The sequence below is a fragment of the endosymbiont of Ridgeia piscesae genome (genome assembly GCF_001443665.1).
In the GTDB taxonomy this organism is placed as follows: Bacteria; Pseudomonadota; Gammaproteobacteria; order Chromatiales; family Chromatiaceae; genus Endoriftia; species Endoriftia persephonae.
The window spans coordinates 12,884-33,157 of record NZ_KQ557122.1 but is presented as its reverse complement, the minus strand read 5'-3'; the positions used below and the strand labels follow the sequence as shown (position 1 = coordinate 33,157).

General features: G+C 59.9%; 17 protein-coding genes. 10 read left to right on the top strand and 7 right to left on the bottom strand.

The window, feature by feature from the left end; translation table 11 throughout:
• Nucleotides 1–21 precede the first annotated feature (21 nt).
• Nucleotides 22–1,422 (top strand): ABC transporter permease, encoded by a 1,401-nt coding sequence (locus tag Ga0074115_RS05480; RefSeq protein ID WP_198295044.1) that lies wholly within the window; start codon nt 22–24, stop codon nt 1,420–1,422.
• Nucleotides 1,423–1,434: 12 nt separating this feature from the next.
• Nucleotides 1,435–3,456 carry an ABC transporter ATP-binding protein gene (locus Ga0074115_RS05475; RefSeq protein ID WP_057955016.1) on the top strand — a complete coding sequence of 674 codons (2,022 nt, stop codon included), beginning with the start codon at nt 1,435–1,437 and terminating at the stop codon, nt 3,454–3,456.
• Nucleotides 3,457–3,483: 27 nt separating this feature from the next.
• On the opposite strand, the gene Ga0074115_RS05470 is transcribed toward Ga0074115_RS05475, so the two are convergent.
• On the bottom strand, nt 3,484–4,227 hold the full coding sequence (locus Ga0074115_RS05470; protein ID WP_232432917.1) for a helix-turn-helix domain-containing protein: 744 nt from the start codon (nt 4,225–4,227) through the stop codon (nt 3,484–3,486).
• 123 nt (nt 4,228–4,350) lie between these two features.
• Between Ga0074115_RS05470 and Ga0074115_RS05465 the strand changes: the two genes are divergently transcribed.
• Nucleotides 4,351–4,689 (top strand): hypothetical protein, encoded by a 339-nt coding sequence (locus Ga0074115_RS05465; RefSeq protein ID WP_057954950.1) that lies wholly within the window; start codon nt 4,351–4,353, stop codon nt 4,687–4,689.
• A 1-nt stretch (nt 4,690) separates the two neighbouring features.
• Nucleotides 4,691–5,479 carry a DUF2145 domain-containing protein gene (locus Ga0074115_RS05460; protein WP_057954949.1) on the top strand — a complete coding sequence of 263 codons (789 nt, stop codon included), beginning with the start codon at nt 4,691–4,693 and terminating at the stop codon, nt 5,477–5,479.
• A 95-nt stretch (nt 5,480–5,574) separates the two neighbouring features.
• Here the strand turns inward: Ga0074115_RS05460 and Ga0074115_RS05455 are convergent, their stop codons facing one another.
• The 4 genes from Ga0074115_RS05455 to Ga0074115_RS05440 all read right to left on the bottom strand — a co-directional run bounded on the left by Ga0074115_RS05455 (nt 5,575) and on the right by Ga0074115_RS05440 (nt 12,725).
• A complete protein-coding gene (locus tag Ga0074115_RS05455; RefSeq protein ID WP_060528300.1) occupies nt 5,575–9,138 on the bottom strand; it encodes a putative Ig domain-containing protein in 3,564 nt (1,187 codons plus the stop codon).
• A 383-nt stretch (nt 9,139–9,521) separates the two neighbouring features.
• Nucleotides 9,522–10,607 carry a mechanosensitive ion channel family protein gene (locus tag Ga0074115_RS05450; RefSeq protein ID WP_060528299.1) on the bottom strand — a complete coding sequence of 362 codons (1,086 nt, stop codon included), beginning with the start codon at nt 10,605–10,607 and terminating at the stop codon, nt 9,522–9,524.
• 90 nt (nt 10,608–10,697) lie between these two features.
• The gene (locus Ga0074115_RS05445; protein WP_005961780.1) at nt 10,698–10,886 is read right to left on the bottom strand and encodes a hypothetical protein; all 189 of its coding nucleotides are present in this window, start codon (nt 10,884–10,886) and stop codon (nt 10,698–10,700) included.
• A gap of 135 nt (nt 10,887–11,021) precedes the next feature.
• A complete protein-coding gene (locus tag Ga0074115_RS05440) occupies nt 11,022–12,725 on the bottom strand; it encodes a lytic transglycosylase (RefSeq protein WP_232432916.1) in 1,704 nt (567 codons plus the stop codon).
• Nucleotides 12,726–12,932: 207 nt separating this feature from the next.
• Between Ga0074115_RS05440 and Ga0074115_RS05435 the strand changes: the two genes are divergently transcribed.
• From Ga0074115_RS05435 to dnaQ, 3 genes are read left to right on the top strand one after another with little or no spacing between them, the layout of a single operon-like run.
• Nucleotides 12,933–13,670, top strand: coding sequence for a class I SAM-dependent methyltransferase (locus Ga0074115_RS05435; protein ID WP_057956693.1), 738 nt, complete (start codon nt 12,933–12,935; stop codon nt 13,668–13,670).
• Nucleotides 13,663–14,106 carry a ribonuclease HI gene (rnhA, locus tag Ga0074115_RS05430; RefSeq protein ID WP_057956692.1) on the top strand — a complete coding sequence of 148 codons (444 nt, stop codon included), beginning with the start codon at nt 13,663–13,665 and terminating at the stop codon, nt 14,104–14,106. Before Ga0074115_RS05435 ends, rnhA begins: the two co-directional genes overlap by 8 nt.
• A complete protein-coding gene (gene dnaQ / locus Ga0074115_RS05425) occupies nt 14,103–14,819 on the top strand; it encodes a DNA polymerase III subunit epsilon (protein ID WP_057956691.1) in 717 nt (238 codons plus the stop codon). The genes rnhA and dnaQ overlap by 4 nt, the downstream gene beginning before the upstream one ends.
• Nucleotides 14,820–14,833: 14 nt before the next feature.
• On the opposite strand, the gene fnr is transcribed toward dnaQ, so the two are convergent.
• A complete protein-coding gene (gene fnr, locus Ga0074115_RS05420) occupies nt 14,834–15,595 on the bottom strand; it encodes a fumarate/nitrate reduction transcriptional regulator Fnr (RefSeq protein ID WP_006475212.1) in 762 nt (253 codons plus the stop codon).
• Between the two features lie 245 nt (nt 15,596–15,840).
• The gene (locus Ga0074115_RS05415) at nt 15,841–16,116 is read right to left on the bottom strand and encodes a sulfur globule family protein (RefSeq protein WP_408642705.1); all 276 of its coding nucleotides are present in this window, start codon (nt 16,114–16,116) and stop codon (nt 15,841–15,843) included.
• Nucleotides 16,117–16,449: 333 nt separating this feature from the next.
• Between Ga0074115_RS05415 and Ga0074115_RS05410 the strand changes: the two genes are divergently transcribed.
• The 3 genes from Ga0074115_RS05410 to eno all read left to right on the top strand — a co-directional run bounded on the left by Ga0074115_RS05410 (nt 16,450) and on the right by eno (nt 20,273).
• Nucleotides 16,450–18,081 (top strand): CTP synthase, encoded by a 1,632-nt coding sequence (locus tag Ga0074115_RS05410; RefSeq protein ID WP_006475214.1) that lies wholly within the window; start codon nt 16,450–16,452, stop codon nt 18,079–18,081.
• Nucleotides 18,078–18,914: a 3-deoxy-8-phosphooctulonate synthase gene (kdsA, locus tag Ga0074115_RS05405; protein ID WP_005961762.1), complete on the top strand. Its 837-nt coding sequence runs from the start codon at nt 18,078–18,080 to the stop codon at nt 18,912–18,914. Before Ga0074115_RS05410 ends, kdsA begins: the two co-directional genes overlap by 4 nt.
• A 78-nt stretch (nt 18,915–18,992) precedes the next feature.
• Nucleotides 18,993–20,273: a phosphopyruvate hydratase gene (gene eno / locus Ga0074115_RS05400; protein ID WP_005961760.1), complete on the top strand. Its 1,281-nt coding sequence runs from the start codon at nt 18,993–18,995 to the stop codon at nt 20,271–20,273.
• The last annotated feature ends 1 nt before the right edge of the window (nt 20,274 follow it).

The window sequence follows — 20,274 nt, the reverse complement described above, 5'->3', positions numbered from 1 at the left end:
CTTCCGCTGGAGTCGCGCTGCATGCCTGAGCTGGTGATCCTCTGGACCGATGCGCTGATCTTTCTGCTGCTGGTGCTGGCAGTGGGGTTTGGCCTGCTCGCCAGTCGTCGCGAACACCTGCGCGCGCCATGGCGGCAGGTGGCGCGCAGCCGTATCGGCATGGGGGCGCTGGTGGTGCTGAGCTTCTATGTGTTGATCGGCCTGCTCGATTCGATCCACTATCTCCCGGCGGACAACGGTGAGCCAGGTGCCGGCTCGGCTGAGGTGTTGAGCGTTTTTGACTGGATGGTGACGCCGATCCGTACCCGTCAGGAGAAGAGCTACTCGGCCCCTCTGGCGACCCATCTCTACGCCAAGGAGAGCATTGAACTGGCGGATGGCCGCACCAGCCGGGCCTATCCCCGGCTCAAGTATGGCGGCGCCCACCTGCAGAATCCGACTGCTGACTGGGCCACTGATTTGCTGGCCCATATCGTGCGGGGGGTGCTGATCGGGCTGCTCAGCTGGGCGCTGATCGCCTCGCTGCTAGTCTGGCAGTTGGCGCGTCGCCAGGCTGTTGGCTTCCGAGCGATGCTCTTGCAGATCTTGGCATTTGATACCCAGGTCCCCTGGCGTACCCTGTTGATCACCCTTGGCGTGGTGTTGCTGCTTGGTTTTGTCGCCTTCACCTTGGGCAGTAGCTACCATCTGCTCGGCACCGACAAGGTGGGTGAGGATGTCTTCTACCAGGCGCTGAAGAGTATCCGCACCGGGCTGCTGATCGGCACTCTCACCACCCTGGTGATGCTGCCAGCGGCGATCCTGCTCGGCATCATGGCGGGCTACTTCCGTGGCTGGGTCGACGACCTGATCCAATATAGCTACACCACCCTGAACTCGATCCCCGGTGTGCTGCTGATCGCCGCGGCGATCCTGATGATGCAGATCTACATCAGCAACCACGAGGCCGACTTTGCCAGCCTCACCGAGCGCGCCGACCTGCGCTTGTTGTTTCTCTGCATCATCCTCGGCGTCACCAGCTGGACCGGACTCTGCCGGCTGCTGCGCGGCGAGACCTTCAAGCTGCGCGAATTGGAGTATGTGCAGGCGGCGCAGGCGTTTGGCGTTGGCCATTTCACCATCATCGGCCGCCACATCCTGCCGAATGTGCTGCATATCGTGCTGATCACGTTGGTGCTCGACTTCAGCGGGTTGGTGCTGGCGGAGGCGGTGCTCTCCTACATCAACATCGGTGTCGATCCGACCATGAACAGCTGGGGCAACATGATCAACTCGGCGCGCCTGGAGATGGCCCGCGAACCGATTGTCTGGTGGTCGCTGGTGGCGGCGCTGTTTTTTATGTTCACCCTGGTGCTGGCCGCCAACCTCTTCTCTGACGTGGTACGGGACGCCTTCGACCCGCGCCTGCGCAACAGCCGATAGATGGGAGCCTCGATGCGCGATCCTCTGCTGCAGATCAATGGCCTGAAGACCGAACTGGGGGATGAATCCAACCCGGTGCGGGTGGTGGACGGCATGGATCTGCAGATCCGCCGCGGCGAGACCCTGGCGCTGCTGGGTGAGTCGGGCTGCGGTAAGTCGATGACTGCCCTCTCCATGATGCGGCTGCTGCCCCATGGTGGGCGTATCGCCACCGGGAGCATCCACCTCGACGGCGACGATCTGCTGGCCCTCTCGGAGCGGGAGATGCGTAGCGTGCGCGGCGGTAAGATGGGAATGATCTTCCAGGAGCCGATGACCTCGCTCAACCCGGTGATGCGGGTGGGAGAGCAGATCGCTGAAGCGGTGCGGCTGCATGACGAACTGAAGGGCCGGGCGGCGGTGCAGCAGCGGGTGGTGGAGCTGCTCGATGCGGTGGGTATTCCCGATCCTGAACGGCGCACCCGAGAGTATCCGCACCAGCTCTCCGGCGGTATGAAGCAGCGGGTGATGATCGCCATGGCCCTGGCCGGGCGGCCGGAGCTGCTGATTGCCGATGAGCCGACCACCGCGCTGGATGTGACCATCCAGGCCCAAGTGTTGCGCCTGCTGAAGCAGCTGCAGCGGGAGACGGGCATGGCGATCCTGCTGATCACCCACGATCTGGGGGTGGTGGCGGAGTCAGCGGACCGGCTGGCGGTGATGTATGCTGGGCAGATCGTCGAAACTGCCGATGTGGCGGACTTTTTCGCTGCGCCGAAACACCCTTACAGTCGCAAGCTGTTCCAATCCCTACCCGACAGCCACAAGCGCGATGAACAGCTTGCGGTGATAGAGGGCAGTGTGCCGCCTCTGGACAGCCGCTTCGAAGGTTGCCGCTTTGCCGAGCGCTGTGAGCTGGCGGTGGCGCGCTGCCATAAGGAGATTCCCGCCTGGAACCCGACCGCCCCGCAGCAAGGGGTACGCTGCCTGCTCTATGCCGACAAGCCGATTCAGCCCGGCGTCAGGGAGACGAAGGTCCAAGCAGTGCGCCACGATGTCGACCACGGGGAGACGCAGCTGCTGCAGGTGGAAGGCTTGAAGGTCTACTTCCCGATTCATAAAGGGGTGTTCCGCCGGGTGGTGGGGCATGTGCGGGCGGTGGATGGGGTCAGCCTGGCGATTCCCAAGGGCCGAACCCTGGCCTTGGTGGGGGAGTCGGGCTGCGGCAAGACCACCGTCGGCAAAGGTATACTGCAGCTGATCCGGCCCACCGCAGGCAGCGTTCGCTTCGGCGTTGATGAGCTGACCGAGATGCGTGGTGAGGCGCTACGCAGGCGCCGAGGCGATATGCAGATCATCTTCCAGGATCCGATGTCGTCGATGAACCCGCGTATGTTGGTGGGGGATATCGTCGCTGAGGGGATGCTGGCACAGGGGATGGGGGATCGGACCGGCCGCCAGCGGCGGGTGGTGGAACTACTGGAGCAGGTGGGGTTGCCTGCCGACGCGGCCAGCCGCTATCCGCATGAGTTTTCCGGTGGCCAGCGCCAGCGCATCTGCGTCGCTCGGGCCCTAGCGGTGGAGCCGCAGCTGATCGTCTGCGACGAGCCCACCAGCGCTCTGGATGTCTCAGTGCAGGCGCAGATCCTTAATCTGCTGAAGTCGCTGCAGCGGCAGCTGGGGCTCTCCTATTTCTTTATCACCCACAATATCTCGGTGGTGGCCTATCTGGCCGATGAGGTGGCGGTGATGTATCTGGGGCGGATCGTCGAGCAGGGGCGGGTCGATGAGGTGCTGGAGGCTCCGGCCCACCCCTATACCCAGGCGCTGCTGTCGGCGGTGCCGGTACCCGATCCGCAGCGGCAGCGTTCGGTGATCCGCCTCGAAGGGGATATGCCGTCACCCTCAGACCCGCCAGCGGGTTGCCACTTCCATCCCCGCTGCCCGGAGGCGATGGCGCACTGCCGGGCGGCCTATCCCGATTCGGTGAGCCTGAGTGGATCCCATCGGGCCAGCTGTCATCTGCTTGCGACAGACGCTGCCAGCCATTCTTGAGGTTGTCGAACTGCCGATCTTATCTGATTAGCTTTCCTGTTCCCGGCGCAGGTGGTCGAAGGCGTGAAACTGCCAGGGGCGCTGCGCCAGGACTAGACCGATGTTGATGCGCTGCTCCGGTGGTAGGCTCAGGTCGGCCTTTAGCAGCTCGGCGAACTCCTGTTCAAGCAGGCGCATCTTCTTGATCAGCAGCGCCGCGGAGCCAGCGGAGAGCTCGCCAGAGAGGAATTGGCGGTGGCTGTGCTGGCCGCTGAAGCTGGCGTCGAAGAACTCGGCTTTCACCCGCTCCTCGTAGAAGCGCACGATCGGGCCGTTGGGGATCCACTGGAAGTCAGGGGCCACCAGCAGGCGGATGCGGTTGCCCGGCTGCAGCTCGATCAGCCGCAGCCGGTCGAGCTGGGCCAGCAGCTGGATGCAGTCGTGCTCCGGGATCGCATAGTCGTGCAGGATCTGTGGCAGACTCCAGTGGTTGCGGATTAGTGCGATCAGCAGCAGCAGCCGGATGTCGCCGATCAACTCCTCCTCCTGCTCCCAACTCAACTGGCTGGTGGAGTGTTGGGCCCGCTCCATCAATCGCATCAGGTCGAGCAGCTGCATCTCCATCAGTGCGCAGATTGCTTCGATCCGTTCAAGGGTGAAGCGGCCGCTGGAGAACATCCGTTTGACGCTGGCCTCGCTGATGTGGATCTGACTGGCGACCTGGGCGTAGGTGAGACCCTGTTGTTTTAGTGCCTGTTTGAGTGTGCTGATGAGGAGCTTCTGTTGCGACATGAAAAAGTATAAAAATATGATACGAAAGTTGGCGTATTTGTAGACGATCTTTGTAAAGGTTTCAATCTGTTTCCTGCTGGGCAATCCTGAGGCTGCAACGAGTCAACCATCAGGAGAACAGAGATGAAACCAATCCTTGCATCAACCTTTGTCGCCCTCACGCTTATTTTTTCCACCCAGCAGAGCGCTGCCGAGGGCAGTATGAGCCACTCAGCCGCTGCTGTGCACCATTCGGCCGAAGGACTGGGGTATGCCAGCATTGCTGGTGCGCAGGTTGTCTCCGGGGTGGTGGCGGTGCCACTGATGGGCAGTGCTCAGCTCGGTCAGGCCAGCGGTGCGCTGGGGGATGTGCTGTGGGCGACGGCCAATGACAGGGCGCAGCCGTTGCCGGTCACCGACAAGGTAATCAGCGCCGGGCCTGCGCCGGATCAGGCATTACAGTCGCAACAGGGAGGTGAGTGAGATGCGTACACTTCGAGTATTTCTGATGCTGCTTCTGCTCAGCGTTAGTGGATTGAGCATCGCCGGCAGTGGTAGTGGTGCGGAGGGTGCTGAACTGCGTTTCGATCCCGTGCAGACCGCAAGGCTGGCGAAACAGGTGGAGTACCTGGCCGCAGAACGGGGGGCGCGGGTGATCATCCTCGGCCGGGTGGGGCGGCCTGCTGATCAGTTGCCGGAAGGGGTGGAGTTCACCCATGTGGCTTTTGCGGTCTACTCGCAGATCACCACCGATGAGGGTGTCCAGCTGCCAGGTTATGTGGTGTATAACCTCTACCAGCGCGCCGATCAACCGGATGTGAGTGATCTGGTGCGGGACTATCCGGCCGACTTTTTTGTCGCGGTTGAGCAACTCAAGGCGGGTATTATCATCCCCACTCCTGAGATGCAGCGCCGCCTGCTGCAGGTGATCGCCTCGGAGAGCTATAGCAAGCTGCACAATCCTGCCTATTCGGTGAGTGCGAATCCCTACAATTCCCAGTTTCAGAGCTGTACAGAACACACTTTGGATGTGCTCAATGCGGCGCTCTACCAGACCGATGATGTGGCGCAGATCAAGGCCAACAACCGCGCCTACTTCAAGGCACAGCGGCTTTCGGTAGCACCACTGAAGCTCATGCTGGGTGCGTTGCTGATGCCAGATCTGTCGCTGCAGGACCATCAGGGGCCGCTGCAGACCGCTACCTTCAGCACTATTGCCGCCTATATGGAGAAGTATGGATTGGCCGATGAGGTAATCCGACTTGGCATGTAGTGATCCTGCAGGCCCTTGCGGAAGCAAACATGGGTGATCGTCAGGCAAAAAAAAGCGGGGCTCCGATTTTTCCGGAGCCCCGCTATTTGGGTTTATCAGTTACCCGATTCGAAGGCGCCGACGTCAGGGGCGCTGCCGTTGTACTTCAGGCTCACGCCCTGGCCACTATTCCAGCTGAGTGAGCGGTCGAGAGTCAGGGTGTTGGTGTTGTAATCGATGCTGACAACTCTGGCAGCCTGACTGTCACCATCCAGCATGATCTCATCCCCCTGCTCGCCGGGGATGTCGAAGCCATCATAGAAGAAGCTGGCATCCTCGACCGGCAATTCGGTGCCGCTGCCGGCGCTCAGGGTCTGGGTCAGGAAGGTACCGGCGTCGATTAGCGGGCTGTCGTTCTGCAGACGGAAATCGCGGCCGCTTTCGTCAATAAAGCGGGCGTCTGTGACCACCGAGCCGTTGCGGAAGTTGCTGTCCCCGCTGTTCCACTCTGCGATGGTGCGCTGCGAGGTGGAGGTACGATTACCGTTGCCCTTGACCGCCAGGAATTCCTGGTCACCACTGGCGTTGACGAAGATATTGGTGTCGAACTCATAACCGTCGCTACGATCGATGTAGGCCTGTACCGGCTTGCCCTTCAGGGTATTGTTCCACCAGTCCCAACGGCTGTCGTTGTTGACAAAGCTGCTGCCGCCGAGCAGGTTGTTTTTGAAGATGTTATCGAAGAACTTGTCACCGCCTGGCTGCAACCAGGTGCCGGCGAACTCGGAGGAGTGCATTACGTTGTTGTAGACCCGGTTGCCCCAGTTGTTTTTCGCTTCGACGCCATAGATCGCCATGCGTAGGCCGGGGCCAGTGGTGTCGTGGAAACGGTTGAGGCGGATGATGCCCTGCTGACCGGCATACTGGATGCCGGAGAAGGGTGACTTGTTGCCGGAGTTGGCAGTGTAGTCGAACTCATTGCCCTCGATCAGATTGCGGCGGGTCGAGTCATACTTATAGGTCTTGACCTGACCATCGCAATCGTAGACCTCACCGTCCTTCTGCTGATCGTTATAGAAGTAGTTGTTGCGCAGCACGTTGTAGTTACCGCAGCGGATATCCCACAGTGCATGGTGGGCGTTGCGAATGGAGTTGCCCGCCACCAGATTGCGTTCCGAATCAACCAACGAGAGTGCATCGTCCGCGTTGTCCTCTAGGGTGTTGTTGAGGAAACGGTTGTGGCTGGCGTGGAAGAAGAAGATACCGGCCTTGGAGCCTGCGGTGTCGTAGGCCTGGCTGAAGCTGTTGTCGCGCACGATGTTGTTATGCGCCTCCAGAAAGTAAAGCCAGCGTCCCACCTTTTCGACGGTGAAGCCCTGGATTACCACATACTCCCGGTTGGTCAGGTCGATGGCGGGCTTGAGAGTGGCGCCGGTGATGGTGACTGTCTCCGACTCATAGTTGCGGAAGGTGACATAGTTGCCGGCCGCGCCATCGTTGCGCACCTTCAGCTGCTCCTTGAAGCGGCCTTCGCGGACATAGACGGTGTCGCCTGCCTGAGCGACGGCTGTGGCGCCACTGAAGGAGTCGAAGGCGGTGTCGCTGCCACCGCCGCAGCTGCGGTCGGTGATGGAGTAGTCGGTGCAGCTGGAGCCGCTGATCTGGTTGTCCACATAGTAGTTGTTCCCTGAGCCACCAGCGCCGATCGCCTCAGATACGTTGATCGAGAAGGCGGGCAGGGAGACGCTGGACTGGCCATCTGTGACCTGGATGGTGATCCCGGAGTAGCTGCCCATATCGCCGCTCTGCGGGGTACCGCTGAGGGTGCCGGTATTGGTGTCGAACTGTGCCCAGGAGGGCAGGCTGCTGATGCTAAAGTCGAGATCATCGCCATCTGGGTCTGCAGCGCTGGGAGTAAAGCTGTAACCACTGCCAGCTTCGACTGAACGGGTGGGGTTGCCGCTGATGGAAGGGGCAGCACTGCTGGCTCCAACCTCGATGGAGAAGGCGGCGAGTGAGCTGCTGGCCTGACCGTCAGTCACTATCAGAGTGATGTTTTGGTAGACGCCAGCGTCACCCGTGCCGGGGGTGCCAGAGAGTTGCCTGGTCTGGTCGTTGAAGCTGGCCCAGGAGGGCAGGTTGGTGATGCTGAAGCTGAGTGCATCGCCATCCGGATCGCTGGCGCTGGGGGTAAAACTGTAGTTGCTGTTTTCTGCCACGCTGGAGCTCGGGCTGCCGGAGATCGATGGCGCGCTGTTGCTGTTGCCACCAGAGGATGAGCCGTCGGTTACCTCGATGTTGAATACGATGTCGGCATTTGCATGGCCGTCGAAGACGCCGATGCGCACGTTCTGGTAGAGGCCCAGATCATTGGAGCTGGGGGTGCCGGTTATGGTGCCGTTTTCGGGGGCAAAGACAGCCCAGGATGGCAGGTTGGTGACATTGAAACTGAGTTGATCACCATCCGCATCGCTGGCGGTAGGGGTGAAGTTGAAAGTGGAATTCACCGCTACGCTGCTGACCGGTGTGCCGGAGATCAGCGGTGCCCGGTTGGGCCCGGCGCCCTGATTACCTGCCTGGATGATGCCGTCAAGCCGTACCTCCTGTAGATAGCGAGTGGAACCCACGAGTGAGGAGAAATCGTTGCTGACCGTATCGGGCAGAACCTGCTCTACTGCTGTTGGGGTGACATTACCGGAGAGCCGGTCGAGTGCATCGGCGAGGGCGGTCAGATTAGCGCTGTCGTCTACTTGGCGGGCGGCTGCCACCGAACGGCGTGCCTGCTCGATCATGCGGCGGTTGATGCGTACATCCCCGGTCCGCAGGGTAACGGCGGGGGCGGTGGTCTGGATGGCACCGTCGAGAGCCGTGCTGGCGTCGACGTTATTGACCTTCAGACGGTTGTGCATCGCTTCGTAGAGCACCTCGCTGGAGATTACGTGTAGCAGGGCGGCATAGCGCTGGCTGGCAGCATCGTCACCTTCACCGTCGAGGCTGTCATCCACCAGATCGTCGGCGAGAGCATCCATCACTTCATCTACGGTTACATTGCTGCTCAGCGCGTTGTCGCGTACCCGTCGTAAAGCCTCCGCCAGGGTCTCACTTGATTTGATCATCATCGGCAGATTGTTGTTGGTCAGTGAGGCGGTGATCGGGTCCGCCATCAGAGCGGGATCGAAACCAAAGTTAAGCAGTTCGATGACGGTGTCCCTGGCATTACTGACATTGCTGCTGGTGAGGCCGCCCTTGGCACGGGCCAGCTTGACGATCATGCTCGAATGGGGGTTGAGGTTAGCGTTCGACTGGGAGGCGTTGACGACCGTCGATTTCAGCTGGAAGTCCGGTGCCATGCCAGTCACCAGGTCGATGCCGCCTTCCGCTTCGATGGTGAGAGGGAAGGCGTTGGTGGGCACGCTGACATCAAACGAGTAACGTGCCATGCCATCTGAAGTGGTGGTGGCGAGGATGTTGTTGGAGGCGTCCCGCAGACGTACGGTTGCGTTAATAATGGGGCCGTCGCCCACGCTGCCACCGATGTTCAGTTGGGTGGTCTGCTCGCTGCCGCCACCGCTGTCGCCGATTGCCGGGGCAGTGCTGCTGTCACTACCGCCGCAGCCAGCCAGCAGAAGTGCGCTCAGCAGGGTGGGGATAAAAATTCGATTGATGCTAGGTGCGTACATGGTGGCACTCCGGTATGCGACTCAGTTGGTGCAAAGGTACGGAATCGGTGTAAAGAATTCCGACATCTGTGTCACATAGCACGGCTGAAAATTATGGATCTGAAGGTTGCCGGTGTGAATCGTGGGCTGCTTCTCATTAAGAGTGCGGTTTTTTTCACACCAATTGGGAAATGAAATCTTGTTGACAAATGGTGAGGATTGGTAGGCAAAAGTGGTGATGTGAGCTGGCTCTTATCTGAAGTATCACTTTTGGCATCGATTGAGATTGGCCACTCCAGGAGTGCTGCTGGTTCAGAATTCGATACTCTGCTTCGCCTTGGTACCGGCGTGGGGCCGAGTCAGGTCGGGAAGTGTTTCGCGGGGCTGCGTCGGAGGTGATGAGATTATTCTGGTCGCTCCAGAGGCGGTGTCTCTTTGATGTAGAGATCCTGTTTGCTGTAGGGGATCTCGATCCCCTCCCGGTTGAAGCCATTGTAGATGGCGGTCAGCAGACGGTCGATGGCCTGGCCGCGCAGCCCCGGCTCATCGACCCAACAGAGCAGTTCGAAGTCGAGGCTGGAGCCGCCCAGGGCGCGAAATCGCACCCGGGGTGCAGGGTCTGAGCAGATCAGTGAATCCTGTTCGGCGATGCTGGTGAGCAGCTGGCGCACCTGCTCCACATCAGATCCATAGGCGGCTCCTACTGGCACCCGGATGCGATATTTCGGGTGAGGGCCGCCGCTTTCATTGATCACCTTAGCGTTGCCCATTATCGAGTTAGGGATGGTCAACTCCACATCATCGCGAGTCAGCATGCGGGTGCTGCGGATGCCAATATGGGTCACCGCGCCCCGTTCGCCGCTGTCGAGCACGATATAGTCACCGATCTTATAAGGGCTGTCGGCGAGGATCAGCACCCCAGAGAAGAGGTTGGCCAAGGTGTCTTTGGCGGCGAAACCGACTGCGATGCCGACGATACCGGCAGAGGCGAGCCAGGCGCTCATATCGATGCCCCAGGAGATGAAGACAAGGTAGAGCGCGATCGCAATGATCAGCAGTACCACCAGATTTTCGAACAGCGGCAGGGTCTGTGCTTGGATGTAGTTGAAGCGATGCAGATCGGCGGCAAGTGTCTGCAGGCCCTCTCGGGAGAGGCTGATGGCGAAGCGCATCCAGACGAAGATGCCGATAGTTTGCAGCAGTGCGATAGTCAGGTGTTGGGTTGGTTCGCTGAGCGGCAGAAGATGTACCGCGATGGAGAAACCGGTCATCAGGATGGTGTAGAAGAGCGGTGTCTTGAGAGCGTCGACCAGAGCGTCGTCGAACTGGGCGCGGGTCAGTCCGGCGAGGCGCTTGAGGATACCCAGAAGGGTCCAACTGATGCCCTTCGCCAGCAGCAGAGTGACGATAACAACCAGCAAGGACTGCAGATAGGGTTGATCGGGAAACTGGGCCAGCAGTGGCAGGACTTTGGCTTCAATCGACTCCATTGCGATCCTCTGCACTGTCAATAGGGATTGCAGAGGATTCTACCCCCTTGCGGGGGTTGTGAGGCATGGAAAATCTAAAGTGGACTCAGCTTAGCAATTGAACAGGCGCTCGATAGCGTCCAGCCCATCCTGCACGATCTCATCCAGCTCCTGGGGATCATCATCGTGCTCGTATGCGAGCATTGAGTAGGCGGCGAGGGATTTTAGGCCCAGCGCGATCTTGCTGACATCTGCGAGATTGAGGTCCGTGTTGGCCCTCAGGCTGCATTCTTCGCTCATGATACTGCCTCCGCGAATAATGGTAGGAGGCGTTATTGTTACTGGGTCAGCCGCCAGGCTGTCAAAGTGAGAGTTGCCTTGGATTGATCCTGGTCAACAATTGCTGCTGTTTTGTGATCCCGGTTCGCTCCAGCGCTACAGAGTTTGTGCTGTCACATCCACATAGAGACGGATCTTCTGTCCCGGCTGTAGATATTTTTCCGGTAGCTTATTCCACTTCCTGAGATCAGCCACGCTGACCCGAAAACGCTTTGCAATACGTGCCAGCGAGTCGCCGCGCCGGACCTTGTAGGCGATCTTGCTGCGCGTTCCGCTGGGTTGAGTGGTGGGCAGGGATACGTGGGTAGAGGTGGCCTTGTTCACCCAGAACACCAGTTTCTGACCGGGTCGGATCGGGTCGCCGGGCGCCATGCCATTCCACTTTGCCAGCTTGCGATAGCTGATCCCATGACGCTTGGCGATCTCCCAGAAACTGTCGCCTTTTTGTACGATGTAGATCTGCTTGTTGCCCTTGCGGGACTTGCTCAGCAGCTTACTTTTGCGCTGTTTGCTGCTCAAGGCGTAGTGGTTGAGGCGCTTGGTGGAGATTGGGATCAACAGGTGTTTGCCGGCGCGAATCCGGTTGCCTTTCAGATTGTTGACCTGTTGCAGCAGCTTGGTGGTGGTGCCGTGTTTGCGGGCGATCACGCTGAGGCTGTCGCCGCTGCGGATCTTGTAGCGTTTCCAGCGCAGCCGCTTCTCTGCAGGCAGTGTCGCCAGTTCGGTGAGAAAGCCCTCTACCTTGTCGAGAGGTAGATTGAGCTGGTGCGGGCCGGCCGGGTCCGTGGCCCAGCGGTTGAAACCGGGGTTGAGCAGGTAGAGTTGTTCGATATCGATATCGGCCATCTCTGCGGCCAGTGCCAGATCGAGCTGGGATTGGATGTCGATGGTCGTGAAATGGGGTTGGTCTGGGAGTGGTTTCAGGCTGATGCCGTGTTGCTCAGGATTGGCAAAGATGGCGCTGATCGCAAGTAGACGTGGTACATAGGCGCTGGTCTCCTTCGGCAGTTTGAGTGACCAGAAGTCGGTGGGCTTGCCCTTTTTCTGATTGCGGCGGATCGCCTTGCGCACATTGCCGGCGCCGCAGTTATAGGCGGCCAGCGCCAGTTCCCAGTCGCCGTCGAATTGTTGGTTGAGCGCCTGCAGATAGTCGAGCGCCGAGTGGGTGGCGGCAACAATGTCGCGGCGACCGTCATACCACCAGTTCTGCTTCAATCCGTAGAGGCGCCCGGTGGAGGGGATGAATTGCCAGAGGCCGGCAGCACGCCCGGGGGAGTAGGCGAAGGGCTGGAAGGCGCTCTCCACTGCGGGTAGCAGGGCGAGTTCGGCTGGCATCTGGCGCTTGTCGATCTCCTCCAGAATAAAGTGGAGGTAGGGAGCGGCGCGCTCCTGCAGTCTGCCAAGGTATTCTGGGTGGCTGGTGTACCAGTCGATCTCCCGTTGTACCCGGGCATCTGCTGGGATCGGCAGTGAGAGGCCGAGTTGCAGACGCCGCCAGAGATCCTGCGGCGCTGGAGCTTCGGGTTCCCTGAAGGTGATCTGGTCAGAGAGTTCAGGAGGCTCGGTCAGGATCGGCTCAGGAGTGGACGTCTCGGAGATTTGCGGCTCTGCCTCAGCGGGAGGGGTGGCAGGAGTGGCTGAAATAAGCTGCTGGCTGGCCTGGGTGGCGGCTTCTGTGACTGCCTGGCTATTATCTGCGTCTGCCGTGGCCTGCGGCAACAGGCTCATTGCCTGGCTGGAGGAGATGGCTGCGCTTGCCAGGAGGAGAGTAAGCGCGCGAACCGCGGTGATCTGCTGCATGGCAAGCCTCTGTCCTGTTTGGATGTGCCGATCGTCGAGGCTGGCAAATATAGGCAAATTGGCGATTAATTTCCATTTTCATCTGCGCATCGTCCAGAATATGGGAATTATTATCACTGTAGATTAGGGGCAAACTGAGGAGCCTCTGGATGAATTTGGGCCGCAAGACTGCCGGCCTGATTCATTAGAAGCTCCCTGAGGTAAAGCATGCAGAGAGAGCTCCAAGCCTGGTTCGCGAGGATGCCAGGACAGGTGCTGGCAGAGCAGGAGCAGGCGTTGATCGAGGAGTGGGGAAGCAGCCTGTTTGGTTACCATGTGGTGCAGATAGGTGCCCCCGCCGCGACGATGGACCTGCTGGCCACGTCACCCGCCCGGCATCGCATTCTGCTCAGCAAGGAGGACGGCGCAGGCGGCGCAAGCCCGGCTCTGATCGGCGACTGCACACGCCTGCCGTTTGCCACCGACAGCGTGGACGGTGTGGTGTTGCCCCATACCCTCGATTACTCGACTGATCCGCACCAGGCATTGCGGGAGGTGGAACGTATCCTGATACCAGAGGGGAGGGTGCTGATCACTGGCTTCAATCCGTGGAGTCTGTGGGGGATGTGGCAGCTGTTTCGGCTGCGTCGCAGGCAGCCACCCTGGTGTGGTCATTTCTTCGGTGCGGGACGTATTCAGGACTGGCTTTCGCTGCTCGGCTTCGGCCTTGAGCGGATCGACTGGCTGATGTACCGTCCGCCCCTTGCCAGTCGGCAGCTGATGGAGCAGTTGGCCTTCCTGGAGAAGAGCGGCGCGCGTTTCTGGCCGATGCTAGGCGGTGTCTATCTGATTCAGGCGGTTAAGCGCACCTCGACCCTGACGCCTCTGCGACCGCGCTGGCGCATGGGCAAACAGGTGTTGCCGGCAAATGCAGTTGAACCCACCACAAGAAATTTACATGAATGATTTGATTGAGATCTTTACTGACGGTGCCTGCAAGGGCAATCCGGGGCCCGGCGGCTGGGGCGCGTTGTTGCGCTTCGGCTCACATGAAAAGCGCCTCTGCGGCGGAGAGCCGGAGACCACCAACAACCGCATGGAGCTGATGGCGGTGATCCAGGCCCTGCGCGCCCTGAAGCGTGCCAGCCGGGCGCGTGTCACCACCGATTCGCAGTATGTGAAGAACGGCATCACCCAGTGGATCCACAACTGGAAGCGCAATGGCTGGAAAACGGCGGCAAGAAAACCGGTCAAGAACGCCGACCTGTGGCGCGAGCTGGATCAGGAGGTGGCGCAGCATCAGGTTGAGTGGGCCTGGATAAAAGGGCACAGCGGTCATCCTGAAAATGAGCTGGCGGATCAGCTGGCCAATCAGGGCATAGAGGGGTTGCGGTCACGATGAGACAGATCGTCCTGGATACAGAAACCACCGGTCTGGAGCCGCAGCAGGGCCACAGGATCATCGAAATCGGCTGTGTCGAGATGATCGATCGCCGTCTCAGCGGCAACAACTTCCATCAGTATCTGCAGCCCGATCGGGAGATCGATGCTGGTGCCATTGAGGTGCATGGCATCACCAATGAGTTTCTTGCCGACAAACCACGCTTTGCCGATCTGGCCGCAGATTTTCTCGACTATATTCGTGGTGCCGAGCTGATCATCCACAATGCGCCCTTCGATGTGGGGTTTCTGAACCACGAGTTACAGCTGATGGGGGCGGATTCGCCGCCGATCGGGGAGCTGTGCGCGGTAATCGATACCCTGGTGATGGCGAAGAAGATGCACCCGGGGCAGCGCAACAGCCTGGATGCACTCTGTAAACGCTACGATGTCGACAACACGCAGCGGGAACTCCACGGCGCGCTGCTCGATGCGGAGATCCTCGCCGATGTCTATCTGGCGATGACCGGTGGACAGGCTACTCTCTCCCTTGAGATGGCCCGTGCTGAAGGGGAATCAACGGGTGATGTGGATGGGGGGATCCGGCGACTGTCAGCAGGTCGGCCAGCCCTCAAGGTGGTCAAGGCAAGCGCCGTCGAGCTAGAGCTGCACGAGGCTCGTCTCGAGGCTATGGGGGAGGGGTGTATCTGGAGAAAAGAACTGCCTGCTGAGTGATCTGGCAGGAGCCCTTAAGCCCTTGATTGATTCGATGTGCGAACGCTATCGATTCCGTGAATGATATCGTTGAGTCGGGGCAGGTCGAGTAACTGTACATGTTTTCGCTCGACCTTGAGCAAGCCCTCCTCCTGAAAGCGGGTGAAGAGCCGGCTGACTGTCTCCACCGCCAGTCCTAGATAGTTGCCGATCTCGTGGCGGGACATGCTGAGGAAGAAATCGGTAGCGGAAAAGCCACGCTTTTTGAAGCGCTCGGAAAAGCTCAGAAGGAAGGTGGCAAGGCGCTCTTCGGCACTCTTTTTGCCAAGCAGGGTGAGCATCTCTGTTTCCTGGCCGATCTCCCGGCTCAACAGACAATACATCTGGTGTTGCAGGCTGGGCATGGCGCTGCTCAGCTCTTCGAGACTATCGAATGGGATCTCACAGACAGCAGTGGTCTCAAGGGCTCTAGCAGAGCAGCTGTGACGCTCGTTCTGGATCGCATCGAGTCCGATTAATTCGCCGGGAAGATGGAAGCCAAGCACCTGCTCGCTGCCATCTTCGCTTGGGGAGTAAGTCTTGACAGATCCGCTGGTGATGACTCGCAGACTGTGGAAATCATCGCCTTCGCGGAATAGGTGGTCGCCACGGTGGAAGGGACGACCGCGTTTAACGATGCTGTCGAGCCTCTCTACATCATCCGGCTCCAACGCAACCGGCAGGCAGAGGGTTGCAAGACTGCAGTTTTTGCAGGCGACTTTGAGGTTCTCGAAAGAGACGACTTTCCGATTGGGCAAGCTACAACTCCGATGCCGGCATGAGATTTCAGCTCTCAATGGTGGATAGGGCTATTCTCCAAAGGTTATTGAGTTGGATCAAGCAATTTACGTATCGGATATTGAGTGAAGGAATGATTTTTGCCAACAAATAACGCGGCTGTTCCCATGAAACCCGTCATTGGCCGCCGGATGGGGTGAGCTGAAGGCAATAAAAAAGGCCGAACCCGAAGCGGGCCGGCCCTTTTTACTATGCAACCGATCCTTTACTTGGATTCGGCCTGCGGAGCGGCGGGAGGCGGAGCCGGGTAGCCGTAAGGCGCGCCATAGGGAGCGCCATAGCCGTAAGGTGCGCCGTAGCCGTAAGGTGCGCCGTAGCCGTAGGGGCCGCCATAGTAATCGCGGTAGCTATTGTAGCCGCGACCATAGCTGTTGCCACGGTTGCCGCCCCAGGGGCCGCCGCCCCACCAGGCAGAAGCAGCAGAAGCAGCAGAAGATGCAACGATCAGTGCGGCTGCACCCACGACTTTTGAAAACTTCATCATATTTCCTTCCTCAACGTTCAGTGGATAGTTTGCCCGACTACAATGCCCCGTTGGGTGTTTGGAAATGACCCGCGAAGATCCTTCCGTACCGCTTGTTATCTATTGCCCGCCGCCTGCGCGCCAGGTTGGCATTTATAGTTAAGCTGCGAAAATCGCCACCTGATTATAGTTGGGAGTAGGGGATATTCAACACCCGAGTGCAAGATAAACCCACCACGATGTTCAGCACTCTTGGGGGTATGCCATCCATGATGTGAATTGAGGGAAGCGGCTCGATCTGTTAATGTTTGCGCCCGTCCAGTTTTCTCCCTTTCCCAACACCCGAATGGCATGAGCAGATTCATTTTTATTACGGGCGGAGTCGTCTCCTCCCTTGGCAAAGGTATTGCTGCTGCCTCACTGGCAGCGCTGTTGGAAGCGCGTGGCCTCAAGGTCACCCTGATCAAGCTTGATCCCTACATCAATGTCGATCCGGGTACCATGAGTCCGTTTCAGCATGGCGAGGTGTTCGTCACCGAAGATGGTGCTGAGACAGATCTCGATCTGGGTCACTATGAGCGCTTCGTGCGCACCACCATGGGGAAGAACAACAATTTCACCACCGGCCAGATCTACGAAAGCGTGATCCGCAAGGAGCGTCGCGGCGACTACCTGGGTGGTACGGTACAGGTGATTCCCCACATCACCAACGAGATCAAGGAGAGTGTGTTGCTCGGTGCGGGTGATGCCGACGTCTGCCTGGTGGAGATCGGCGGCACTGTGGGTGACATCGAGTCGCTGCCGTTTCTCGAGGCGATCCGCCAGATGGGGGTGGAGCTTGGCCATCAGCACGCCCTTTTCATGCATCTGACTCTGGTGCCCTACATCAAGGTGTCGGGCGAGATCAAGACCAAGCCGACCCAGCACTCAGTAAAAGAGCTGCGCTCCATCGGCATCCAGCCCGACATCCTGGTCTGCCGCTCGGAAAAGCCGCTGCCCGAGGGCGAACGCAAGAAGATCGCCTTGTTCACCAATGTGGCGGAAGAGGCGGTTTTCTCCGCGGTGGATGCCGACTCGATCTACCGCATCCCGTTGATGCTGCATGCGCAGAACCTCGACGAGGTGGCGGTCAAGCTGCTGGGGCTGGATCTGCCTGCCGCCGACCTTAGCGAGTGGCAGGGCTACATAGACGGCTACGATGCCCTGCATGACGAGGTCCACGTGGCGATGGTGGGCAAATATGTGCACCTCACCGAAGCCTATAAGTCGCTCTCCGAGGCGCTCACTCACGCTGGCGTACATACCGGCAGCAAGGTGAAGATCCACTATATCGACTCCGAAAAGCTGGAGCAGGATGTGGGCGATCAACTGCGGGGGATGGATGCGATTCTGGTCCCCGGCGGCTTTGGCGAGCGTGGTGTGGAGGGTAAGATCGCTGCCGTCCGCTTCGCCCGCGAACAAGGCATCCCCTACCTGGGTATCTGTCTTGGCATGCAGGTGGCGGTGATCGAGTACGCGCGCAACGTGGCCGGTCTGACAGACGCGCACAGCACCGAATTCAATCCCGATTCCCCGAATCCGGTGATCGCCCTGATCACCGAGTGGCTGAATGCCGACGGTAAGCGCGAGCAACGGGATGAGAACTCCGACTTGGGCGGTACCATGCGTCTGGGTGGCCAGGAGTGCCGTCTGGAGCCCGACAGCAAGGTACGTGAACTCTATGGCGAGGAGGTGATCGTCGAGCGCCACCGTCATCGCTACGAATTCAACAACAGCTATCTCGACCGCATCGTCACCGCCGGTATGAAGATTGCTGGTCGCTCCATCGACGGCCGTCTGATGGAGATCGTCGAGATCCCCGACCACCCCTGGTTTATCGCCTGTCAGTTCCACCCGGAGTTCACCTCCCGGCCGCGCTATGGGCATCCACTCTTCTCCGGCTTCATCGAGGCGGCGCGCAAACACCGGGATGCGACAGCATGAACCTGTGTGGCTTTCCCGTCGGTCTCGATCAGCCGCTGTTTCTGATCGCTGGTCCCTGCGTCATCGAGAGTGAACAGCTGGCGCTGGATACCGCCGGCCAGCTGCAGGAGATCACCACAGCGCTGGGCATCCCCTTCATCTACAAGTCATCGTTCGACAAGGCGAATCGCTCCTCTGCCGGCAGCTACCGCGGCCCCGGTATGGAGCAGGGGCTGAAGATCCTGGAGCAGGTCAAGTCGAGCCTGGGGCTGCCGCTGCTGACCGATGTGCACGAGGATACCCCGCTGGATGAGGTCGCCGCGGTGGTCGATGTGCTGCAGACCCCGGCATTCCTCTGCCGTCAGACCAATTTTATTCAGGCGGTGGCTCGCCAGGGGCGGCCGGTAAATATCAAGAAGGGGCAGTTTCTCGCCCCCTGGGATATGAAAAACGTGGTCGACAAGGCGCGCGCAGTGGGCAACGAGCAGATTATGGTCTGCGAGCGCGGCGTTTCCTTCGGCTACAATAACCTGGTCTCCGACATGCGCGCCTTGGCGGTGATGCGTGAGACCGGCTGCCCGGTGGTGTTCGATGCCACCCATTCGGTGCAGCTGCCGGGGGGGCAGGGCAGCAGTTCGGGCGGCCAGCGCGAGCATGTGCCGGTACTAGCGCGGGCAGCGGTGGCGGCGGGGGTGTCCGGTCTCTTCATGGAGACCCATCCCGATCCGGAGCAGGCGCTCAGTGATGGCCCCAACTCCTGGCCGCTGGACAAGCTACAGAGGCTGCTCGAAACGCTGCTGGAGATCGACCGGACGGTGAAGCGGCATGGCTTTGCCGAGCTGGCGTTGCAGTGACGGCCGGGCGGAAAGCTGACGCCTTGCTGCCTAACCTCCAAAAACCAAAAGTTTTCTGATTCGATAGACGGAGACAAAATGTCCGAGATTGTTGATATTCGCGGTCGGGAGATCCTCGACTCACGCGGCAACCCCACCATCGAGGCCGATGTGATCACCGCCGACGGCGCCATTGGCCGCGCCATGGTTCCCTCCGGGGCCTCCACCGGCTCCCGCGAGGCGCTGGAGATGCGCGACGGTGACAACAGCCGTTACCTCGGTAAAGGTGTGTTGAATGCGGTCGGCAACGTCAACGGCCCGCTGCGCGACGCCCTGATCGGTCAGGAGGTCACCGATCAGACCGCGCTGGATAACACTATGCTGGCGTTGGATGGCACCGATAACAAGTCCAAACTGGGCGCCAACGCGCTGCTTGGCGTCTCCATGGCGGCGGCCCACGCCGCAGCCCAGGAGCGCGCCCTGCCGCTCTACCGCTCGCTCTCCGCCGGTCCCTACCGGATGCCGGTGCCGATGATGAACATCATCAACGGCGGGGCGCATGCCGACAACAGCGTCGACCTGCAGGAGTTCATGATCCTGCCGGTAGGTGCCGGCTCGATCCGCGAGGCGGTGCGCTACGGCGCCGAGGTATTCCACGCGCTGAAATCGGTCCTGAAGGGCAAGGGGATGAACACCTCGGTGGGCGACGAGGGCGGCTTCGCCCCCGACCTGAGTTCCAACCAGGAGGCGATCGACGTCATCCTCGAGGCGATCGACAAGGCCGGTTTCAAGGCTGGCAGCGACATCTACCTGGGCCTCGACGTGGCCAGCTCCGAGTTCTATCGGGATGGCAAGTATGTGTTGGCCTCTGAGAACAAGGCCTACACAGCGGCAGAGTTCACCGAACTGCTGGCCAGCTGGGTCGATCAGTACCCGATCATCTCCATCGAGGATGGTATGGACGAGAGCGACTGGGCAGGCTGGAAAATCCACACCGAGAAGCTGGGCAAACGGGTGCAGCTGGTGGGCGACGACCTGTTCGTCACCAACACCAAGATCCTGCAGCGCGGTATCGACGAGGGGATTGCCAACTCGATCCTGATCAAGGTCAACCAGATCGGCACACTCACCGAGACCCTGGCCGCCATCGACATGGCCAAGGCAGCCGGTTACAGCGCGGTGATCTCGCATCGCTCCGGTGAGACCGAGGACACCACCATCGCTGATCTGGTGGTGGCCACCGCCACCGGTCAGATCAAAACTGGCTCGCTGTCGCGCTCTGACCGGGTCGCCAAGTACAACCAGCTGATGCGTATCGAGGATCAGCTAGGCGACGAGGCGGTCTACGCCGGTAGAGACGCCTTCCCCATCCAGTTCTGAG

Excerpts from the sequence above, each read along its gene's own strand:
- Ga0074115_RS05480 (WP_198295044.1), top strand. The coding sequence starts at position 22 with ATGCCTGAGCTGGTGATCCTCTGGACCGATGCGCTGATCTTTCTGCTG.
- Ga0074115_RS05475 (WP_057955016.1), top strand. The coding sequence starts at position 1,435 with ATGCGCGATCCTCTGCTGCAGATCAATGGCCTGAAGACCGAACTGGGG.
- Ga0074115_RS05470 (WP_232432917.1), bottom strand. The coding sequence starts at position 4,227 with ATGTCGCAACAGAAGCTCCTCATCAGCACACTCAAACAGGCACTAAAA.
- Ga0074115_RS05465 (WP_057954950.1), top strand. The coding sequence starts at position 4,351 with ATGAAACCAATCCTTGCATCAACCTTTGTCGCCCTCACGCTTATTTTT.
- Ga0074115_RS05460 (WP_057954949.1), top strand. The coding sequence starts at position 4,691 with ATGCGTACACTTCGAGTATTTCTGATGCTGCTTCTGCTCAGCGTTAGT.
- Ga0074115_RS05455 (WP_060528300.1), bottom strand. The coding sequence starts at position 9,138 with ATGTACGCACCTAGCATCAATCGAATTTTTATCCCCACCCTGCTGAGC.
- Ga0074115_RS05450 (WP_060528299.1), bottom strand. The coding sequence starts at position 10,607 with ATGGAGTCGATTGAAGCCAAAGTCCTGCCACTGCTGGCCCAGTTTCCC.
- Ga0074115_RS05445 (WP_005961780.1), bottom strand. The coding sequence starts at position 10,886 with ATGAGCGAAGAATGCAGCCTGAGGGCCAACACGGACCTCAATCTCGCA.
- Ga0074115_RS05440 (WP_232432916.1), bottom strand. The coding sequence starts at position 12,725 with ATGCAGCAGATCACCGCGGTTCGCGCGCTTACTCTCCTCCTGGCAAGC.
- Ga0074115_RS05435 (WP_057956693.1), top strand. The coding sequence starts at position 12,933 with ATGCAGAGAGAGCTCCAAGCCTGGTTCGCGAGGATGCCAGGACAGGTG.
- rnhA (WP_057956692.1), top strand. The coding sequence starts at position 13,663 with ATGAATGATTTGATTGAGATCTTTACTGACGGTGCCTGCAAGGGCAAT.
- dnaQ (WP_057956691.1), top strand. The coding sequence starts at position 14,103 with ATGAGACAGATCGTCCTGGATACAGAAACCACCGGTCTGGAGCCGCAG.
- Ga0074115_RS05415 (WP_408642705.1), bottom strand. The coding sequence starts at position 16,116 with ATGAAGTTTTCAAAAGTCGTGGGTGCAGCCGCACTGATCGTTGCATCT.
- Ga0074115_RS05410 (WP_006475214.1), top strand. The coding sequence starts at position 16,450 with ATGAGCAGATTCATTTTTATTACGGGCGGAGTCGTCTCCTCCCTTGGC.
- kdsA (WP_005961762.1), top strand. The coding sequence starts at position 18,078 with ATGAACCTGTGTGGCTTTCCCGTCGGTCTCGATCAGCCGCTGTTTCTG.
- eno (WP_005961760.1), top strand. The coding sequence starts at position 18,993 with ATGTCCGAGATTGTTGATATTCGCGGTCGGGAGATCCTCGACTCACGC.